This is a genomic window from Microbacterium plantarum (assembly GCF_035231185.1).
Lineage (GTDB): Bacteria > Actinomycetota > Actinomycetes > Actinomycetales > Microbacteriaceae > Microbacterium > Microbacterium plantarum.
Window position 1 is genome coordinate 449,307 of record NZ_CP141117.1, and the last position, 19,565, is coordinate 468,871.

Genomic DNA, 19,565 nt, shown 5'->3' on the forward strand with positions numbered 1-19,565 from the left:
GGATCAGAGAGGCTTGCGCAGGAAGATCTGGAAGGTGCCGTCGCCCTGCGGCACGCGCTCGGACTCGCTGTAGCCTTCGCGCTCGTAGAGGCGCAGGTTGGCCTCGCTGAGCGAGCCGGTGAACAGCTCGGCCTCGCGCGCTCCGGCCTCCCGTCCGCGGGCCTCGACAGCGGCGAGCAGTGCCGTGCCGAGTCCGGACCCCTGCTGGTCGGGGGCGATCGCGATGCGGCCGATCAGCAGCAGCTCGCCGTCGAGGCGGGCGCGCGCCGCTCCGACGATGCGACCGTCGTCGACGGCGACGCAGCCGAGGTTCTCCTGCAGCTCCGCACGGAGCTCATCGAGGGTCTGCGTGAGGGGCGGCATGTCGGCGGCGTCGTAGATGAGGGCCTCGGACACGAATGCCGCGCGCTGCAGGGTCAGCACCTCGCCGGCGTCAGCGGGGTCGATGGGGCGGATGTCGCGGTCGCCGGCCTCGCGGGACATCAGACGGCCGTCTCGGGGTCGATGATGCTGTGGCGGACGAAGGCGTTCCAGATGCCGTCGTCGAGGACACCGGTGGTGACCTCGCCGGCGATGCGCTGCAGCTGGGGGTCGGCCTCGGCCATCGCGATGGCGGTGCCGCAGACCTCGAACATCTCGACGTCGTTCCAGCTGTCACCGATTCCGACGGCGTCGGCGGCGTCACGGCCGAGGTGCGTCAGCATCGCCTGGATGCCGGTTCCCTTGTTCGTGCCGCGCATCCCGACCTCGCCGTTCGCCCCGGTGGGCAGGGGCATGCTGCCCGGGATGACGTGGAACTCCTCGCCGAGCGCGCGCTGGGTCTTCTCGACGGCGTCGGGATCGGAACTGACGAACACCGCCTTCGCGATGTGGTCGAGATCGGCCTCTTCGACGGGAGCGAAGCGTGGCGCTGCCACGACGTCCTCTGCGAGGGCGACGGTCGAGAGGTCCTCGGCGTGGCGGCGTCGGCGTTCGCTGATGAACTCGGCGATGAAGGACCGCACGCCCTCGCTCGCGTACACCCCGTCGTGCGACTGGATGAAGTACCTCGTGCCCTGCTCGTCGAAGTAGGCCATGACCCGCTCGACGGCGGCGCGGGGCATCAGCTCGGCGAGCACCGTCTCGTCGCCGGAGACCGCGAGGGCCCCGCCGTTGGAGATGGCGCCGTCGAAGCCGATGTCGAGCACGCGGGGGTTGATGTCGCCGGCGGCGCGTCCCGTGCACAGGTAGACGAGATGCCCCCGTTCGCGGGCGGCGCGAACCGCTGCGATCGTCGAGGGGGCGATCGTCTCGCCGTGCGCGAGGATGGTGCCGTCGACGTCGAGGAAGATGATGCGAGAATTCGACGTCACCCCTCCAGCGTAATGCGGGTGGCTCACAGCAGGCCGTGGCGGACGAAGGCGTTGTGGATGCCGTCGTCGTCGATCGCGGTCGTGACCTCGTCGGCGAGGGCCTGCACCTCGGGCGCGGCGTTGCCCATCGCGATCGCGGTGCCGCAGACCTCGAACATCTCGGCGTCGTTCCAGTTGTCGCCGATGCCGATGGCGTCGGCGGGGTCGACGCCCAGGTGGGCGAGCACCTCGAGGATCGCGGCGCCCTTGTTCACGCCGCGCGGCGCCACTTCGCCCGAGCTGCCCTCGGGCAGGGGGATCGTGCCCGAGACGACGGCGAAGTCGGGGGCGAGCTGCTCGAGCAGGTCGGCGACCGCGTCCGCGTCGTGCCCGAGGATGACGGCCTTGGCGACCTCGGCATCCGAGAAGTGGACCTCGTCGTCGAAGGTCTTCATCCCGACGCTGAAGAACTCGAGCTCCTCCGGGTCGGCCCCGGCGGCCCGCGCGTCCTCGATGTGGCGGGCGCGGTCGCGCTCGAGACGGTCCGCGAGCAGAGCCGGCAGTCCCGGGCTCGCGAACATGCGGTCGAACGACTGGTAGTACCAGTGGATGCCGCGGGCCTCGAACGCGGCGCTCAGGCGCGCGACCTCGGCGGCGGTCATGAGTCGCGAGACGATCAGCTCGTCGCCGACCCCGGCGAACGCGCCGCCGTTGGTGACGGCACCGTCGAAGCCGATGTCGAGGATGCGGCCGCGGAGCTCGGCCATGCCGCGTCCGGTGCTCAGCAGCACGAGGTGACCGTTCTCGCGGGCACGGCGGACGGCGGCGACGGCGGATTCGGGCAGATGGGTGCCGTCCTGCAAAAGCGTGCCGTCGACGTCGAGGAAGACGGCGCGGCGGCGGAAGTCGGACGAGGTCATGCGGATCCCCTCTCGGATGCGGAGAAGGGCGCGGCCGCGGGCCAGAAGGAGGGCCCCGCGACCGCGCCCGGTCGGGTCAGCGTCTCAGCGGGTCAGCGAGGCGCCGTTGGTGCGGATGACTTCGGCGTACCAGCCGAACGACTTCTTCTCGAAGCGCTCGAGCGTGCCCGAGCCGTCGTCGTTGCGGTCGACGTAGATGAAGCCGTACCGCTTGCTCAGCTGAGCGGTCGAGGCGCTGACGAGGTCGATGCAGCCCCACGAGGTGTAGCCGAGCACCTCGACGCCGTCGGCGATCGCCTCGCCGACCTGCACGAGGTGGTCGTTGAGGTAGGCGATGCGGTAGTCGTCGACGACCGTCTTGACGCCGTCGACCTCGACGAGCTGGTCCTTCGCGCCCAGGCCGTTCTCGACGATGAACAGCGGCTTCTGCCAGCGATCCCAGAACTGGTTGAGCACCAGTCGCAGGCCGACGGGATCGATCTGCCAGCCCCACTCGCTCGCCTCGAGGGTCGGGTTCGGCACGCCGCCCATGATGTTGCCCTCGCCGGTGACCTTCTTCGCCGGGTCGGCGGTCGCGGCGACCGACATGTAGTAGCTGAACGACACGAAGTCGACCGTGTTGGTGAGGTCGTCGCGGTCCTCGTCGGTGATGTCGAGCTCGATGCCCTTCTCGGCGAGCGTGCGCAGGAAGTACCCGGGGTAGGCGCCGCGGGTGTGCACGTCGCCGTAGACGAGGTTCGAGTGATCGAACGACATGACCTCGAGTGCGTCGGCGGGAGAGGGCGAGAGCGGGTACACGGGCATCGACAGCACCATGCAGCCGATCTGCGCGTTCGGGGCGACCTCGCGCGCGATGCGCGTCGCGCGGGCGGATGCCACGAGCTCGTGGTGCATCGCCTGGTACAGCTGCTGCTCCGTCAGCTCGTCCTTCGGGGTGTTGATGCCCCCCGACATGAAGGGGGCGTGCAGGAGCGAGTTGATCTCGTTGAAGGTCAGCCAGTACTTCACCCGTGCGCCGTAGCGCTCGAAGAGGGTGCGCGCGTAGTTCTCGTAGAAGCCGATGAGCCGGCGGTCGGTCCATCCGTCGTAGGTCTCGGCGAGGTGGAGCGGCGTCTCGTAGTGCGAGATCGTGACGAGCGGCTCGATGCCGTGCTTCTCGAGCTCGTCGAGCACGCGGTCGTAGAAGGCGAGGCCCTCTTCGTTCGGCTCGGTCTCGTCGCCCTTCGGGAAGATGCGGCTCCACGCGATGGAGAAGCGGAAGGTCTTGAAGCCCATCTTGGCGAACAGGGCGATGTCTTCGGCGTAGCGGTGGTAGAAGTCGATGCCGACGAGCTTGAGGTTGTCGGGGGTCGGTGCGTCGGTGCGGGCGCCGACGATGCCGCGGGGCATGACGTCCTGCACCGAGAGGCCCTTGCCGCCTTCGTCGTAGGCGCCCTCGAGCTGGTTCGCGGCGGTCGCGCCGCCCCAGAGGAATCCGTCGGGGAAGGTGATGGTGCTCATGACTCTCTCGTTTCGTATCGCTGGTCCCGATGGTGACGGGACTGTGTATCGCTGGTCCCGCGGTTGGCGGGACGGGTGGGGGAGGGGGCGGGGTTCGGGTTGCCCGCCCCCTCCGTTCGGGTGCGTCGGTCAGCTCGCCAGCGCGGACTCGACCGAGACCGCCGTGAACAGCGGCTCGCCGTGCGCGATCGGGCCGGACGCCTGGTCGGTCAGAGCGGGGTACAGCTCGCCGTTGGTGACGATGACGGGCGTCGTCAGGTCGTAGCCCGCCCGCTCGATCGCGTCGCCGTCGAACTCGACGAGCAGGTCGCCGGCCTTGACCTCCTGGCCGGTGGTGACCTTGACGTCGAAGTGAGCGCCGGCGAGCTTGACCGTGTCGATGCCGATGTGGATGAGCACCTCGGCGCCGTCGGCGTGGCGCAGGCCGATCGCGTGTCCGGTCGGGAACGCAGCTGCGACGGTCGCGTCGAACGGGGCGTACACGGCGCCGGAACGCGGCTTGATCGCGACACCGTCGCCGAGGCTGCCCTCGGCGAAGGCCGCGTCGGGGGTCTCGCTGAGCGGCACGACCGTGCCGTCGACCGGGCTGAGAACGACGACGTCGTTGCCGGATGCCGCCGGGGTGGCCGCCGGTGCGGCATCCTCTTCGGGCTCCTTGAATCCGACGATCGCGGTCAGCAGGAACGGGATGGCGATCGCGGCGGCGAGGCCGATGATGAGCATGACCATGTTCCCGTTGCCGAACAGGGCCGGAAGCGCCAGGCCGGAGGGGACGACGAAGGCGGTCGAGAAGACGCCGCCCATCGCGATGATCGCGCCGCCGACCACACCGCCGACGATGCCGAAGGCGAAGGGGCGCTTGAGCGGCAGGTTGATGCCGTAGATGGCGGGCTCGGTGATGCCGGCGAGGAAGCCCGACAGCGTCGCGGGAGCCGCGAGCGACTTGAGGTTCTTGTTGCGGGCGCGCACCCAGACACCGGCGACGGCGGCAGCCTGCGCGAGGACGGCTGCGAACACGGGGCCGATGAGCAGGATCTGACCGGTGGTCTGGTACTCCAGCGTGAACAGCGGCACGAGGCCCCAGTGCAGACCGAAGATGACGAAGACCTGCCAGAAGCCGCCCATGATGGCGCCGCCGGCCCACGGGGCGTTCTCGAAGACCCAGCCGATGCCGTTGCCGAGCGCGCCGCTGAGGATCGCGGAGATCGGGCCGATGACGACGAAGACGATCGGGACGGCGATGAGCACGACGATCATCGGGGTGACGAAGCGCCGCACCGCGCCCGGGAGCTTCGCGTAGAGGAACTTCTCGGCGTGGCTCTGCAGCCACACGATCACGATGATCGGGATGACGCTCGAGACGTAGGTGACCATCGTGAAGGGGATGCCGAAGAACGTCAGCCCCTCGACCCCGACGAGCGGGGTGATGGTCGGGTAGAGCAGCGCGGCCGCGATCGCGAACGCGGTGAACTCGTTGGCCTTGAAGTAGCGCGCCGCGGTGAACGCGAGCGCCATCGGCAGGAAGTTGATGAGACCGTCCGATAGGGCGTTCAGCACCGCGTAGGTCGAGTTGTCGGTGCCGATCCAGCCGAAGGTGACCGCGGCTGCGAGGAAGGCCTTGAGCAGACCGGTGCCCGCGAGAGCCCACAGCAGCGGCGTGAAGATCGCCGAGATCATCGAGATGAAGCGGTTGAAGAGGTTGCCCTTCGGGCCCTCGGATGCCGCAGCGTCGGAGCCGGCGCCGAACTTCGAGATCTTGCCGATCTCGGCGAACACGTCGGGGACGTCGTTGCCGATGACGACCTGGTACTGGCCGCCGGCCTGGGCGACGGTGACGACACCGGGCACGGCCTTGACGGCGGCGGTGTTCGCCTTGGACTCGTCCTTCAGCACGAAACGCAGACGCGTCGCGCAGTGGACGAGGGAGGTCACGTTCTCCTCGCCGCCGACGCCCTCCAGGACGCCGGCCGCGGTCTTCGAGTAATCCATCGGGACTGCTCGCTTTCTGCCGCAGCATCGCGGCACTCGGGTGGAGGAAGCCGCCGCATCCCTGTTTCCGGGCAACAAAAAAACCTGAACTCGTTCACCGCCGATCAAGACGATGTGAGTTCAGGTTTTGCCCGCTGCCGCGGTAACAATCCGGAGACTTCCGCAGGGCAGCGACGCCCTGCGAGGGTCACGGTAGCACGGGACCGGGGTTCTGGCCAGCTTCGTTCGCACCGACCTGCGTCGCCAGGCGCTCGACGTGCACGATGACGTACAGGAGCTCCTCGTCGGTCAGCTCCGACTCCGTCGCCGCACGGACGTAGGCCTTCACCTCCTCCGCGATCGCGTAGGAGCGCGGGTAGCTGTGCTTGGCGAACTCGAAGAACGAGGTGTCGGCGCTGCGCAGCATCGTCTTCGAGACGAGGCGCTGCAGCAGGAACTGGATGTGCAGGATGAATCGGGCGTAATCGGGGCTGTCGGTGTCGAGCTTGACGCCGAGGCCGTTCTCGACCGTCATGACGACGTGCTGCAGGCGGCGGAAGAGGAGCGCCGCCGTGCCGTTGGGCTCGTCGCGGGTCGCGTTGAGCAGGTGCATCGTGAGGAACACCGCCTCTTCGGCGGGCAGCTCGCGATCGAGGGACTCGGAGATCGCGGTGGCCATGCGCTGCGCCGCGGAGAACTCGTGGGGATGCAGCACGCGCAGTTCGGGCATGTTGGTCGCGGGGATCCGGATGCCGTTGTCGAGCCGCTCGAGCACGAACTGGATGTGGTCGATGACGGCCATCGTGAAGAACCGGTCGAGGTGGTGGCCGAGACGGCGCTCGGCCTCGTCGACGGCGCGAGTGACGGCTTCCACCACCGGGTAGGGCACGTCGGTGAGCAGCTGGCGTTCGCGGTCGCCGGCATCCCCCGCATCGAGGATGAAGGTCTTCTCGACCTTGTCGGGGTCGAGGGTGTCGGACGGCTTCAGCTGGAACCCGAGCCCGCGTCCCATGAGCACGCGTTCGCGGCCATGCTCGTCGAGAGTGATGACGACGTTGTTGTTCAGCACCTTGTGCACGACGGTGCCCCGCGGGGGCGGAGCGACGTCGTCGAGGTTCATGGCTGCAGTCTAGGGTGGAGCAGGGCGGGGGCCGCCGGGCGCGGCGAACGCCGGCGGCCAGCCTTCGCGCAGGCGGCGCCGGTATCCTGGATCATATGACCGATTCAGATCCCGTGCGCGAGACCGCGTCGTCCGTGCGCGAGACCTCGTCGCCCGTGCGCTCCACCAAGCCGCGTCAGGTGCGCCCCGCGACCGAGGGCTGGTCGCAGCAGAAGGACGAGTCCGGTCGTCCGCTGCTGCAGTTCGCGAGCCCGAAGCGCGGCAAGCCGCCCGTCCACCTCGCCGACCTCACGCCCGAGCAGCGCGTCGAGAAGGTCAAGGAGCTCGGCATGCCCGGCTTTCGGGCCAAGCAGCTCGAGAAGCACTACTTCCGCCACTTCACCTCGGATGCCGCGGAGATGACCGACCTGCCCGCCGCGGGGCGCGACGAGCTCGTCGCGGGTCTGCTCCCGCCGCTCCTGACCGAGGTGCGCCGGCTCGAGACCGACCGCGGCGACACGATCAAGTTCCTGTGGAAGCTCCACGACGGCGCCCTCGTCGAGTCGGTGCTGATGCGCTACACGGGCCGCATCACGCTGTGCGTGTCGAGCCAGGCCGGATGCGGCATGAACTGCCCGTTCTGCGCGACCGGCCAGGCGGGCCTGACCCGCAACATGTCGGCCGCCGAGATCATCGAGCAGGTCGTCCGGGCGAACCGTCTCATCGCGGACGGCGGCCTCGGCGACCCGCGCAAGGTCGGGCACGAGGGCGAGCGCGTCACGAACATCGTCTTCATGGGCATGGGCGAGCCGCTGGCGAACTACGCCCGCGTCATGCAGGCGGTGCGCACGATGGTCGACAAGGATCACGGCATCGGCATGAGCGCGCGGGGCATCACCGTCTCCACGGTCGGTCTCGTGCCGGCGATCCAGAAGCTGACGAAGGAGGACATTCCCGTCACCTTCGCACTCTCGCTGCATGCCCCCGACGACCAGCTGCGTGACGAGCTCATCCCCGTCAACTCGCGGTGGAAGGTCGACGAGGCGCTCGACGCGGCGAAGGCCTACTTCGACGAGACGGGCCGGCGGGTGTCGATCGAGTACGCCCTCATCAAGGACATGAACGACCACGCGTGGCGCGCGGACCTCCTCGCCGAGAAGCTGAACGCCCGCGGACGCGGCTGGGTGCACGTCAACCCCATCCCGCTCAATCCGACGCCCGGCTCCATCTGGACCTCGTCCGAGCCCGAGGTGCAGGACGAGTTCGTGCGACGGCTGAACGAGGCCGGCATCCCGACGACCCTTCGCGACACGCGCGGCAAGGAGATCGACGGGGCGTGCGGTCAGCTCGTCGCGACCGAGGACGACCAGCGCGCGGCCGACACGGTTCCCGCGGGTTGAGGTCATAAGACGCAACTCCGGCCCGCCGGGGCCCACCGCGAGGTAGCGTTTTCCCATGGTTGAGTATCGCTACCTCGGCAACAGTGGATTCAAGGTCTCGGAGATCACGTACGGCAACTGGGTGACGCATGCGTCGCAGGTGGAGAACGACGCGGCCATCGCGACCGTCCACAAGGCGCTGGACCTCGGCATCACCTCGTTCGACACCGCAGACGCGTACGCCAACACGGCCGCGGAGGTCGTGCTCGGCGAGGCGCTGAAGGGTCAGCCGCGCGAGACGCTCGAGATCTTCACGAAGGTGTATTGGCCGACCGGCCGCAAGGGGCCGAACGACCAGGGCCTCTCGCGCAAGCACATCTTCGACAGCATCAACGGGTCGCTCCGCCGTCTCGGTGTCGACTACGTCGACCTCTACCAGGCGCACCGCTACGACTACGAGACGCCGCTGGAAGAGACGATGCAGGCTTTCGCCGACATCGTCCGCCAGGGCAAGGCGCTCTACATCGGCGTCAGCGAGTGGACCGCCGAGCAGCTGCGCGAGGGGCACGCCCTCGCGACGAAGCTCGGGTTCCAGCTCGTGTCGAACCAGCCGCAGTACTCCGCGCTGTGGCGCGTCATCGAGGGCAAGGTCATTCCCGCCTCGCAGGAGCTCGGCATCTCGCAGATCGTCTGGTCGCCGCTCGCGCAGGGCGTGCTGACGGGCAAGTACCAGCCGGGCCAGCCCGTACCCGAGGGATCGCGCGCGACCGACGAGAAGAGCGGCGCGAACTTCATCAAGCGCTTCTTGAACGACGAGGTGCTCACGGCCGTTCAGAAGCTGAAGCCGATCGCCGATGAGGCGGGCCTCACCGTCGCGCAGCTCTCGCTCGCGTGGGTGCTGCACAACGAGAACATCGCTGCGGCGCTCGTCGGCGCCTCGCGTCCCGAGCAGCTCGAGGACACCGTGAAGGCCTCGGGTGTGAAGCTCGAGCAGTCGGCGTACGACGCGATCAACGATGCCCTCGGCGGGGTCGCGGTGACCGACCCGGCCGAGACCGACACGGTCTCGCCGAAGACCCGCCCGGCCTGATCGTGGCGGTAACGAGCGCCGGCATCCTGCCCTACCGCATCGCTGCGGACGGCACGGTGTCGGCGCTCGTCGCCCACATGGGCGGACCGTTCTGGGCGGCCAAGGACGCCGGGGCGTGGTCGATCGTCAAAGGCGAGTACGACCCCGACGACGAGGCGGCCCTGGGTGCCGCGCGGCGCGAGTTCCGCGAAGAGCTCGGGCTCGAGCCGCCCGACGGCGAGTACGCCGAGCTCGGCACCTTCTCGTACTCGTCGGGCAAGCGCATCACGGTGTTCGTCGTCGACGGCAGCGGGTTCGATGCCTCGAACGCGGCATTCGGCGAGTTCGAGATGGAGTGGCCGCCGCGGTCGGGGCGCACGGCGTCGTTCCCCGAGGTCGACCGGGTCGAGTGGGTCGAGGTGGGGCGCGCTCGCGAGCTGCTCGTCAAGGGTCAGCGACCGGCCCTCGACCGGCTCGATGAACTCGTTCAAGCGAGCGGGAGGTAGTCGAGGGTGGCGCAGCATCGCATGCTTCCCGCCGACCGGTGGGAGCCGTTCTCCGATGAGCACCTGGCGCGCGTCATCCCCGTCGCCACGGATCGCATCGTCCGGGCCTCGGCCGCCGCGGACTTCGCGCCGCGGCAAGCGGAGATGGTGATCTTCGACGCGTGCGGCATGAGCGCGGACGGCGTGCGCATCTGGCATGCAGCCCGACGGCTCGGCGAGTCAGCGAACGCACGCGCCCGGTCGTCGGCTCGCCTTCGCTTCGGCGGTCGCGCATCCAGCATTGGCTGGATCGGGTGGGTGCTGGTGCTCGCCGCCCTCACCGGCGGACTCGCATTCGCCGTCGCGCTGCAGACGAAGGACGTGGTGCTCACGGCCGCGTTCTCCGCCGCGACCGCGATGGCGGTGCTGGTGGCGGCCGCGGGCGCGCGAGGACGCCCGCTCGATCGTGCGCTGTGGCGGCCGCAGGCTGTCGCCCTCGTCGGGACGGCGGTTGCCGCCGTCCTCGTCGGCAGCGGTGCCACCGCCCCCGCGATGGCCGTGCTGGTGGCTGCCCCGGTCATCGCCGTCACCTCCCTGGTCGCCGGCATGATCATCCGGGGCGCCAAGCCGCAGCAGGCCCGCGAGGTGGATGACAGTCTGACCGCCGCTTACCGGGCGGTCATCGCGGACCTTCCCGCTCATGTCGAGCGTCTCGAGCGCGAGACGAGCGCTGCACTGCCGCCGGAGCGAGCCCGGTTCGTCGAACGCGTCCGCGCCGCCGTGTTCGAACGAGTGCGGGCCGACGAGCGCGTGCCCGAGCGGGCGCGGAGAAGGCTCGCGCGGCACGGGGACGCGCACGGCGCGGGCGGTGTCGTCATCGCGGATTTCGCCGATCCGCTCACCTGGATGCCGGAGGCGCTCGCGCGGTCGGCGTACACCACGGACGATCCGCGGCATCCCGACAATCGGGACGGCTGACCGGTCTCGCCGTCCCGTCAGCGCTTCTTCTTCGGCGCCTCCGACACGTCGAGCTTCTCGTGCAGCCCGCCGAGCGACGACCAGGCGCTCGCCGTTCCCTTCGCGGCGTGCTCCGCGCCGCGCACGGCTCGCTCGTCGGCCCACTCGTTCAGGACGTGGCCGCGGTGCCCGCGGACGTGCTCGAGGATGACGTCGGGCAGGCCGCGCGCACGGCGGGCGTCGCGGGCGGCGATGAGCTGCTCGAGGATGTCGCGGTTCTTCGTCGGCGCGCCAGTGGAGGTCTTCCAGCCGCGGCGGCGGTGGCCGTCCATCCACGACGCGTACGTGTCGATCGCGTACTTGGAATCGGCCTGAACGACGAGCTCGCGGACGTCGGGGTGGTCCTCGATCGCCTTGAGCAGCCCGAGCAGCTCGCCGATGTTGTTCGTGCCCTGCGGGATCGCTCCGGCGGCCCAGTGGCCGTCCTCGCCGACCCAGGCCCAGCCGGTCGGTCCGGGATTGCCCTTGCAGGCGCCGTCGGTGGCCACGGTGTATCGGTCGGAACTCACTCGGGCAAGGGTACCCGGGAGCTCGTGCGATGCGGTTTCTGTATACGTTGGAGTCAGAATCCGCGCCTTCGACCCGCCGGCGCGGGCTCTGTGTATACAATCGTCGCATGGTGGCCGAGGGCGGAGCACGGGCGGGAGAGCGCGCCTACGCCGCTCTGCTGGCCGAGATCCAGAACGGCGACCTCGCTCCCGGGGCGGTGCTCGGCGAGGTGGAGCAGGCGACGCGACTGGGCGTCAGCCGTACTCCGCTGCGCGAGGCTCTCCGGCGACTCGCGGCCGACGGCCTCGTGCGCCAGGCGTCGCCCCGGGTGACCGTCGTCGCCGATATCGATCGCGACGACATCCGCTCGCTGTTCGAGGTGCGGCGTGCGCTGGAAGAGACCGCCGCACGGCTCGCGGCATCCCGGGGCGACGCCGCGCTCTTCGCCGAGCTCGCCGCGGCGTTCGACCGCACCGCGCAGGCCGATGCGCCCGCAGCGGGTGACCCCGACGCGTACTACGCGCTCATCGCTCGCTTCGACGCGGCGCTCGACGACGCCGCAGGCAACGCCTATCTGACGTCGGCGCTGACGAAGGTCCGCGCTCACCTCGTGCGGGTTCGCCGCCTCGCACGCGACAACCCGGCGCGGCTCGCGGCGTCGATCGAGGAGCACCGGCTCATCGCGAGCGCCATCGCCGCCCGCGACGCCGACCTCGCCGCCCACGCGACCCATGTGCACCTGCACAACGCCCTGACCAGCATCCTCGACTCCCTGGAGGCATCCGCATGACCGTCAGCCATCACGTCCGCGTCCACCGCAGCGACGAGGAGCTCGCGCGCGAGGACCAGCTCGCGTGGAAGATCGCCGAGGTCGCCGTCGACCCCGTGGCGGTCGAGCCCGCCGTGGTCGACATGATCGTGAACCGCATCATCGACAACGCCGCCGTCGCGGCGGCATCCCTCACCCGGGCGCCCGTCAGCTCGGCCCGCGCGCAGGCGCTCGACCACCCGGTCTCGCGGGGCGGCGCGGGGGCGAGCGTGTTCGGCGTGACTGACCGCACGAGCCCCGAGTGGGCCGCGTGGGCGAACGGCGTCGCGGTGCGCGAGCTCGATTACCACGACACCTTCCTCGCCGCCGACTACTCGCATCCCGGCGACAACATCCCGCCGATCCTCGCGGTCGCTCAGCACGTCGGTGCCGACGGTGCGGCGCTCGTGCGGGGCCTCGCGACCGGGTACGAGATCCAGATCGACCTCGTGCGGGCCATCTGCCTGCACAAGCACAAGATCGACCACGTCGCCCACCTCGGGCCTTCGGCCGCCGCCGGCATCGGCACGCTGCTCGGCCTCGACACCGCGACGATCTACCAGGCGGTCGGCCAGGCGCTGCACACGACCACCGCGACGCGCCAGTCGCGCAAGGGCGAGATCTCGACCTGGAAGGCCCACGCCCCCGCCTTCGCCGGCAAGCTCGCGGTCGAGGCCGTCGACCGCGCGATGCGCGGCGAGACGAGCCCGAACCCGATCTACGAGGGTGAGGACGGTGTCATCGCCTGGCTGCTCGACGGACCGGATGCCGCCTACACGGTGCCGCTGCCGGCGCCGGGAGAGCCCAAGCGCGGCATCCTCGACTCGTACACGAAGGAGCACTCGGCCGAGTATCAGGCGCAGGCGTGGATCGACCTCGCGCGCAAGCTGCACGGCGAGCACCCCGAGCTGCTCGACTCCGCGAACGTCGAGAGCATCGTGCTCCACACCAGCCACCACACGCACTACGTCATCGGCTCGGGGGCGAACGACCCGCAGAAGTACGACCCGACCGCGTCGCGCGAGACGCTCGACCACTCGATCCCGTACATCTTCGCGGTCGCACTGCAGGACGGCGGCTGGCACCACGTCGACTCGTACACGCCCGAGCGCGCCGCCCGCCCCGACACGGTCGCCCTGTGGCAGCGAATCACGACGGCCGAGGATGCCGAATGGACGCGGCGCTACCACTCGGAGGATCCGGCGGAGAAGGCCTTCGGCGGGCGCGTCGAGATCCGGATGGCCGACGGCTCGACGATCGTCGACGAGATCGCCGTCGCCGACGCCCACCCGCTCGGTGCTCGCCCGTTCGCGCGCGAGGACTACATCCGCAAGTTCCGGATCCTCGCCGAGCCCGTGCTCGAACCGGCCCAGATCGAGCGCTTCCTCGACCTCGCGCAGCGTCTGCCCGATCTCACGGCAGACGAGGTGCGCGAGCTGAACATCGTCGCACGTGACGGCGTCATCGCGTCCGCGCCGAACCCGCGAGGGCTGTTCTGATGCTGTACTCGCAGACCACCGCCGCCGACAAGCGCCGCATCCTCCGGGAACGACTCGCCAGCGGAGAGACGCTGCGCTTTCCGGGAGCGTTCAACCCGCTCTCGGCCCGGCTCATCGAGCGGCACGGCTTCGACGGCGTGTACGTCTCGGGTGCGGTCATCGCGGCTGACCTCGGGCTGCCCGATGTGGGCCTCACGACGCTGAGCGAGGTCGCCGGGCGCGGCCAGCAGATCGCGCGGATGACGGAGCTTCCGGCGATCATCGACGCCGACACGGGCTTCGGCGAGCCGATGAACGTCGCCCGCACGATCCAGACGCTCGAGGATGCCGGCCTCGCCGGATGCCACATCGAGGACCAGGTCAACCCCAAGCGCTGCGGGCACCTCGACGGAAAGAGCGTCGTCGACGAGAACACGGCCGTGGGCCGCATCCGGGCTGCCGTCGACGCCCGGCGCGACGCGAACTTCCTCATCATGGCGCGCACCGATGTGCGGGCGATCGAGGGGATGGATGCCGCCGTCGACCGCGCCCGCGCGCTTGTCGACGCGGGGGCCGACGCGATCTTCCCCGAGGCGATGCGCGACCTCGCGGAGTTCGAGGCGATGGCGTCGGCCATCGACGTGCCGATCCTGGCGAACATGACCGAGTTCGGGAAGTCGGAGCTGTTCACGGTGGACCAGCTACGAGACGCGGGTGTGCGGATCGTGATCTGGCCCGTCTCGTTGTTGCGCATCGCGATGGGGGCGGCGGGCCGCGCGCTCGACGAGCTCACGGCGGCCGGGAACCTGACCGCGAAGCTCGGTGAGATGCAGCACCGCGCCGACCTGTACGACCTCGTCGACTACGAGGGCTACACGCGCTTCGACTCGTCGGTCTTCGACTTCACCCTGTCGACTCGCCAGAATGAGTCGATCGACCGGGGCTGAGACCCGCGGATTCTGGCTACTCGACGGAGAGGGAACAGAACATGACCGAGCAAGACATCCGTAAGGGGCTCGTGGGGGTTGTCGCCGATGTGACGGCGATCTCGAAGGTGAACCCCGAGACGAACTCGCTGCTCTACCGGGGCTACCCGGTGCAGGAGCTCGCCGCGACGCAGCCGGTCGACGCCGTGGCGCATCTGCTGTGGCACGGCGAACTGCCGACCGACGACCAGCTCGCCGAGCAGCGCCGGCGGGCTCGGCCGCAGCGGGCGCTGCCGCCGGAGCTGCGGGAGGCGATCGACCAGATGCCGGTGGACGCGCACCCGATGGACGAGGTGCGGACCGCCGTGAGCGTTCTCGGCGCGCTCGACACCGCCGGCGCGGCATCCGTGCTCGACGCCGTCGGGACGCCCGAGCGCAACCTGGAGCGAAGCCTGCGCCTGTTCGCGGTGCTGCCGGCGGTCGTCGCCTACGGGCAGCGTCGCCGCCGCGGGCTCGGCCCCATCGAGCCGCGCGACGACCTCGACGACGCGGCGAACTTCCTGTGGATGACCTTCGGCGAGGAGCCCGATCCGGTCGTCGCCGACGCGTTCAACCGGTCGCTGATCCTCTACGCCGAGCACTCGTTCAACGCCTCGACCTTCACGGCTCGGGTCATCGCTTCGACCCTGAGCGACCTGTACTCGGCCGTCGTCGGGGCGATCGGAGCCCTCAAGGGGCCGCTCCACGGCGGAGCGAACGAGGCGGTGATGCACGTCTTCGACGAGATCGGGGATGCCGCCGCCGTCGAGGCCTGGCTCGACCGGGCGCTCGCCGAGAAGCGAAAGATCATGGGGTTCGGTCACCGCGTCTACAAGCGCGGCGATTCGCGGGTTCCGACGATGAAGGCGGCGCTCGACGCGTTGGTCGCCCACTACGACCGGCCGGATGTCGCGGAGCTCTACGACGCCCTCGAGCGCGAGTTCACCCAGCGCAAGGGCATCTACCCGAACCTCGACTATCCGTCGGGCCCCGCGTACAACCTCATGGGCTTCGACACCGTCACTTTCACGCCGCTGTTCGTCGCGGCCCGCGTGGTCGGATGGACGGCGCACATCGTGGAGCAGTACGCCGCCAATGCGCTCATCCGGCCGCTGTCGGCGTACGACGGGCCGGATGAGCGCCACGTCGACGGATATGTCGCCGACGAGGCCGAGGTCGAGGCAGCAGAGCGCCCCGAGGAAGCCGCCGGCTGACGGCTCCCTCGGGGCGGACTCGGACGGGTCAGGCGGTCCGGCGGCGACGCGCGGCGACCAGGAGGCCGCCCAGCGCGAGGGCGAGGATGCCCGCCACCGCGAACCCGATCGGAGCCGTCCCGCCGGTGACGGCGATCGTGCTCGCCGGCGCGGCGGCCGTCACCGTCACGGCGACCTCGATCGGCGTGAGCGTCCCCGACGTCACGACGAGGCGGTGCGCGCCGACCTCGAAGTCACGCGGGATCGCGATCGAGAACGCCGTGCGGCCGGATGCGTCGGCCGCGGGGATGCCGCTGACGACGATCGGCTCGCTGAACAGCGTCGCGGCGATCCGCTGGCCCGGCTCGAGGCCGGTCACCGTGACATCGAGCGTGCCGCCCTGCGCGACCGTGCTGCCGCCGAGCTCGACCGTCGCCCACGGCTGTGCGGGCTCGGCGGGCTCGCCGGGCTCGCCGGGCTCCGTGGGCTCGCCGTCACCGGGCGCGCCGGGGCCGGGGAAGCCGGGCTGCTCGACCGGCGGCTGCTCGCCGGCGACGTAGGCACGGTTCGCCGGCGCCGGTGAGACCGGGCCCACGGCGGCGAAGAACTCCACCGTCGCCTGCAGGTCGACCTGGCCGGAGTCCGCCGCGCCGGTGCCCGTCGCGAAGGTGCCGAAGTTGTCGCCGCCGCCCGCGAGGAACGAGTTGGTGACGACGCGGATCTTCGTGGTGGTGTCGTCGAGCGCGAGCTGTCCACCGTTCAGCTGCATCGAGCGGATGTGCGAGCCCCTCGTTCCCTCGGGTGCGTACTCGAAGGTGAAGCCCTTCGACACGCCCATCGCGAGCTTGGGACGCGACGCTCCGTCGGGCTGCCACTGCTCCTCGAGAACCTGCTTGATCTGTGCCGGGGTGAGCTCGAGCGTGACCAGGGTGTTCGCGAACGGCTGGACGTTGGCGACCTCACGGTATGACACAGCGCCGTTGTCGTCGCCGAACAGCAGGTCGGCGCGCAGGCCGCCCGGGTTCATGAACGCCACCTCGGCGTCGCGCCCACCGTAGGCCGGGTTCTGCGACGTGGCCCACAGGTAGACGTCGGCGACGGTGTTGCCGAGCGTCGAGTGCACGCCGCGGTCCTCCGAGCCCGACGCGGTCTTGCCGCGCAGGATGTCGGCGGTGATCGAGCCGACCTGCACGCGGCCCTTCTCGTCCGCGATGCGCACCGCGTTCGCGACGACCTGGGCCGTCTCGGTGTCGGGATAGGCGATGTACTGCCCCAGCGTGGCGTCGTACAGCGACACCGTGCTGGGGGTGATCGACTCGAGTTCGCCCGTGTCGGTCAGCTCGATGTCCAGCGCGCCGAGCGTCGTGCCGTACTGGTGCGCCTGGAGCACCGGCCGCCCGCCGATCTCGCACGCGTACTTCTGGTGCGTGTGAGCGGAGACGATCGCGTCGATGTCGTCGGACGCGCCACGGACGAGGTCGCCGAAGTCGCCGGTCTCGGTGGCGATCGCGGTGCAGTCGGAGCCCGCGGAGCCCTCGTGCGCGAGCAGCACCACGACGTCCGCGCCCTCGGCGACCGCGTCGGCCGCTGCATCGTTGGCCGATGCGACCTGGTCGCGGAACTCGATGCCCGCGATGCCCTGTGGGCTCACCATGCCCGCGGTCTGCTCGGTCACGGTGCCGACGAACGCGATCTGCGTGCCGTCGACCTCCTTGATCGTGTACGGCTTGAGCGCGTGCTCGTCGGTGCCCTTCACGAAGACGTTCGCACCGAGTGCGAAGTCGCTGAAGGCGTCGGCATCCGCGTCCTCCTCGAATCGGGGGATAACGCGACCCGTCAGGTCGTCGAAACCACGGTCGAATTCGTGGTTGCCGACTGCGCTGACGTCGAGGCCGGCCGTCTTCAGTGCGTCGATCGTGGGGGTGTCCTGATCGATGAACGACTCGAACGCCGACGCGCCGATGTTGTCACCGGCCGAGACGAGCAGGGTGTTCGGGTTCTGCTGGCGGAACGTGTCGACCGCGCCCGCGAGGACAGCGGCACCCGCGACGCCGCTGGATTCCTGCACGAGCCGCCCGTGGAAGTCGTTGATCGTCAGCACGCGGATGTCGGGCTGCGCGACGGGAGCGCCGCCGACGAGCTGCTCGATGCTGTACAGCGTCGTCGTTCCCGACACCTCGTTGCCGACCGCGAGCAGCGGCTGGCCCGTGGGGGAGCGGTGCGCCCCGATGAAGTGGATGCCCTCGGGGCCGAGGTCGCCCGCGGCGGGGGAGTCGGCGGCGGCGCTGAAGTCGCGGTTGTTGACGTACGTCACGTACGTCGCCGCCTTCGGATCCGTGATGTCGTAGACGATGACGCCGCCGACGCGCTCGAAGCCGATGAAGGCGTACGTGCGGCCGCCGACCGTCCCGATTGAAAGGTTCTCGGGCTCGGGGCCCTTGTCGTCGCTGCGTCCCTCGAGGTTGGCCTCGGTGTGGTTCGAGTTGAAGTACTCGGGCGCGACGCGCGCGAGGATCTGCTCGAACTGGTCGCCCGAGTCGAACACCAGCGAGCCGTCGGTGCCCCAGATCGAGAACGAGCGACCGCCGAAGGAGTACAGCTCGTCGTAGCAGCTGCCGTCCGCGCGCAGACCGTTCTCGATCGTGACGTTCAGACGTCCGAGGGCTGCATCGCCGAGCTGCGCCGCGAGGGGAGAATCGGCGCAGACGGCCGGGAGCCCCTTCTTGCCGAGGTCTTTCACGCGGACGGCCTCCGCGTAGTCGCCCCACTCACGGGCGTCGCCCTCGTTGGCGGTGACGAGGTAGGTCGTGGCCTTGCCGCCCGCCGTGGCCGAGTACGACTGGATGCCGTCGGGCATGTACATGCCCTTCAGCCCGGCGTACTCGGCGATGTTGATCGCGCCGTCCTTGTCGCTCGCGTCGAGCCCGTTGCCGACCGCGCCGTGATCCTTGAACCCGAGCGGGACGACCTTGGTGACCTCGGCCTTGGCGAGGTCGACGACGGCGATCGCGTTCGCCTCCTGGAGCGCCGCGTAAGCGGTCGTGCCGTCGACGGTGATGTACTCGGGCTCGAGGTTGCGGCTCACACGATTGGCAGTGAGGGGCTTGTCTCCCTGGTCCGGTGCCGCGACGTCCGGTCCGAACACGCGCACGCCGGCCGGAAGCGTCTTCGAGCCGCCGGGCTCGAACGCGCCGAAGCCCGCGATGCGCACGGCCGCCTGCGCGGGGGCCGAGACGGTCTTGGGCAGCGCGACGACGCCGACGGATCCTTCCGGGTCGACCGAGAAGTCGTCGGCGGGCTCGCCCTCGTTCGCGACGACCGCGTACGCGCCGTCCTTCGAGATCGTGACCATATCGGGCAGGGCGCCGACGGTGACCGCGCCGAGGTGAGCGGATGCCGCGTCGCCGGCGTTCGCGTCGAAGAAGACCAGTGACCCGTTCGCGGTCTTGTCCTCGGCCTCGAACGCCACGATGCCCAGACCGTCGTCGCGGATCGCGAGGGAGTTCGCCGTGCCGGCATCGGCGATGGTGAACAGCTCGACCGGCGCGGTCGGGTCGCTGTTGTCGAGCACCGTCACCGAGCCGGCCTGCGCGTTGACGACGTAGAGGCGGTCGCGGTACGACTGCACGATCTCGGCGGCGGACTCATCGAGGACGCCGGTCTCGTGGGTGCCGACGGGTGTGAGCGCGAGGGTCGCGCCGGGAGCGGAGTCGGTGATCGGTTCGCTGACGATCGCGGCGGATGCCGTGGTGAGCGGCGTCAGTGCCAGTGTGCAGGTGAGTGCGGCCGTCGCGACGGCGGCGAGCGTGCGGGGAACCGTGCGGCTCCGGGCAGGCGAAGGCATAGGTGTCCTCTGGTCGGGTG

General features: G+C 70.0%; 16 protein-coding genes. 8 read left to right on the forward strand and 8 right to left on the reverse strand.

All coding sequences use genetic code 11. The features are described 5' to 3' along the window. Positions 1–3: 3 nt before the first annotated feature. From VC184_RS02155 to VC184_RS02180, 6 genes are all read right to left on the reverse strand, one after another. Positions 4–483: a GNAT family N-acetyltransferase gene (locus VC184_RS02155; protein WP_112616205.1), complete on the reverse strand. Its 480-nt coding sequence runs from the start codon at positions 481–483 to the stop codon at positions 4–6. After that, on the reverse strand, positions 483–1,352 hold the full coding sequence (locus tag VC184_RS02160; RefSeq protein WP_323987172.1) for a Cof-type HAD-IIB family hydrolase: 870 nt from the start codon (positions 1,350–1,352) through the stop codon (positions 483–485). The genes VC184_RS02155 and VC184_RS02160 overlap by 1 nt, the downstream gene beginning before the upstream one ends. A gap of 23 nt (positions 1,353–1,375) precedes the next feature. Then, the gene (locus VC184_RS02165) at positions 1,376–2,251 is read right to left on the reverse strand and encodes an HAD family hydrolase (protein WP_323987173.1); all 876 of its coding nucleotides are present in this window, start codon (positions 2,249–2,251) and stop codon (positions 1,376–1,378) included. Positions 2,252–2,335: 84 nt separating this feature from the next. Beyond that, a complete protein-coding gene (locus tag VC184_RS02170; protein ID WP_274178272.1) occupies positions 2,336–3,751 on the reverse strand; it encodes a glycoside hydrolase family 1 protein in 1,416 nt (471 codons plus the stop codon). Positions 3,752–3,880: 129 nt separating this feature from the next. After that, entirely contained in the window at positions 3,881–5,740 is a 1,860-nt protein-coding gene (locus tag VC184_RS02175) for a beta-glucoside-specific PTS transporter subunit IIABC (protein ID WP_323987174.1), read from the reverse strand. Positions 5,741–5,927: 187 nt separating this feature from the next. Next, positions 5,928–6,839, reverse strand: a complete 912-nt coding sequence (locus VC184_RS02180; RefSeq protein ID WP_112616217.1) for a PRD domain-containing protein — start codon at positions 6,837–6,839, stop codon at positions 5,928–5,930. A 95-nt stretch (positions 6,840–6,934) separates the two neighbouring features. Here VC184_RS02180 and rlmN point away from each other — a divergent pair, with 95 nt between their 5' ends. Genes rlmN through VC184_RS02200 form a run of 4 tightly spaced genes read left to right on the forward strand, consistent with a single transcriptional unit; the run spans position 6,935 to position 10,729 of the window. After that, a complete protein-coding gene (gene rlmN, locus VC184_RS02185) occupies positions 6,935–8,218 on the forward strand; it encodes a 23S rRNA (adenine(2503)-C(2))-methyltransferase RlmN (RefSeq protein ID WP_112616219.1) in 1,284 nt (427 codons plus the stop codon). A 55-nt stretch (positions 8,219–8,273) separates the two neighbouring features. Then, positions 8,274–9,287 (forward strand): aldo/keto reductase family protein, encoded by a 1,014-nt coding sequence (locus tag VC184_RS02190; protein WP_274178275.1) that lies wholly within the window; start codon positions 8,274–8,276, stop codon positions 9,285–9,287. 2 nt (positions 9,288–9,289) lie between these two features. Then, the gene (locus VC184_RS02195) at positions 9,290–9,772 is read left to right on the forward strand and encodes an NUDIX domain-containing protein (protein WP_323987175.1); all 483 of its coding nucleotides are present in this window, start codon (positions 9,290–9,292) and stop codon (positions 9,770–9,772) included. Positions 9,773–9,778: 6 nt separating this feature from the next. Further along, positions 9,779–10,729 carry a hypothetical protein gene (locus VC184_RS02200; RefSeq protein ID WP_323987176.1) on the forward strand — a complete coding sequence of 317 codons (951 nt, stop codon included), beginning with the start codon at positions 9,779–9,781 and terminating at the stop codon, positions 10,727–10,729. Between the two features lie 17 nt (positions 10,730–10,746). Here VC184_RS02200 and VC184_RS02205 read toward each other — a convergent pair whose 3' ends face one another. Then, positions 10,747–11,277 (reverse strand): ribonuclease H family protein, encoded by a 531-nt coding sequence (locus VC184_RS02205; protein ID WP_036304688.1) that lies wholly within the window; start codon positions 11,275–11,277, stop codon positions 10,747–10,749. A 107-nt stretch (positions 11,278–11,384) separates the two neighbouring features. Here VC184_RS02205 and VC184_RS02210 point away from each other — a divergent pair, with 107 nt between their 5' ends. From VC184_RS02210 to VC184_RS02225, 4 genes are read left to right on the forward strand one after another with little or no spacing between them, the layout of a single operon-like run. Then, positions 11,385–12,047 (forward strand): GntR family transcriptional regulator, encoded by a 663-nt coding sequence (locus VC184_RS02210; protein WP_181574183.1) that lies wholly within the window; start codon positions 11,385–11,387, stop codon positions 12,045–12,047. Continuing rightward, the gene (locus tag VC184_RS02215; protein WP_274178280.1) at positions 12,044–13,564 is read left to right on the forward strand and encodes an MmgE/PrpD family protein; all 1,521 of its coding nucleotides are present in this window, start codon (positions 12,044–12,046) and stop codon (positions 13,562–13,564) included. Before VC184_RS02210 ends, VC184_RS02215 begins: the two co-directional genes overlap by 4 nt. Then, a complete protein-coding gene (prpB, locus tag VC184_RS02220) occupies positions 13,564–14,490 on the forward strand; it encodes a methylisocitrate lyase (protein WP_274178281.1) in 927 nt (308 codons plus the stop codon). Before VC184_RS02215 ends, prpB begins: the two co-directional genes overlap by 1 nt. A gap of 41 nt (positions 14,491–14,531) precedes the next feature. Then, complete coding sequence (locus tag VC184_RS02225; protein ID WP_323987177.1) at positions 14,532–15,722, forward strand: bifunctional 2-methylcitrate synthase/citrate synthase; 1,191 nt, start codon at positions 14,532–14,534, stop codon at positions 15,720–15,722. 28 nt (positions 15,723–15,750) lie between these two features. Here VC184_RS02225 and VC184_RS02230 read toward each other — a convergent pair whose 3' ends face one another. Beyond that, positions 15,751–19,545 carry a choice-of-anchor I family protein gene (locus tag VC184_RS02230; RefSeq protein ID WP_323987178.1) on the reverse strand — a complete coding sequence of 1,265 codons (3,795 nt, stop codon included), beginning with the start codon at positions 19,543–19,545 and terminating at the stop codon, positions 15,751–15,753. Positions 19,546–19,565: the final 20 nt, after the last annotated feature.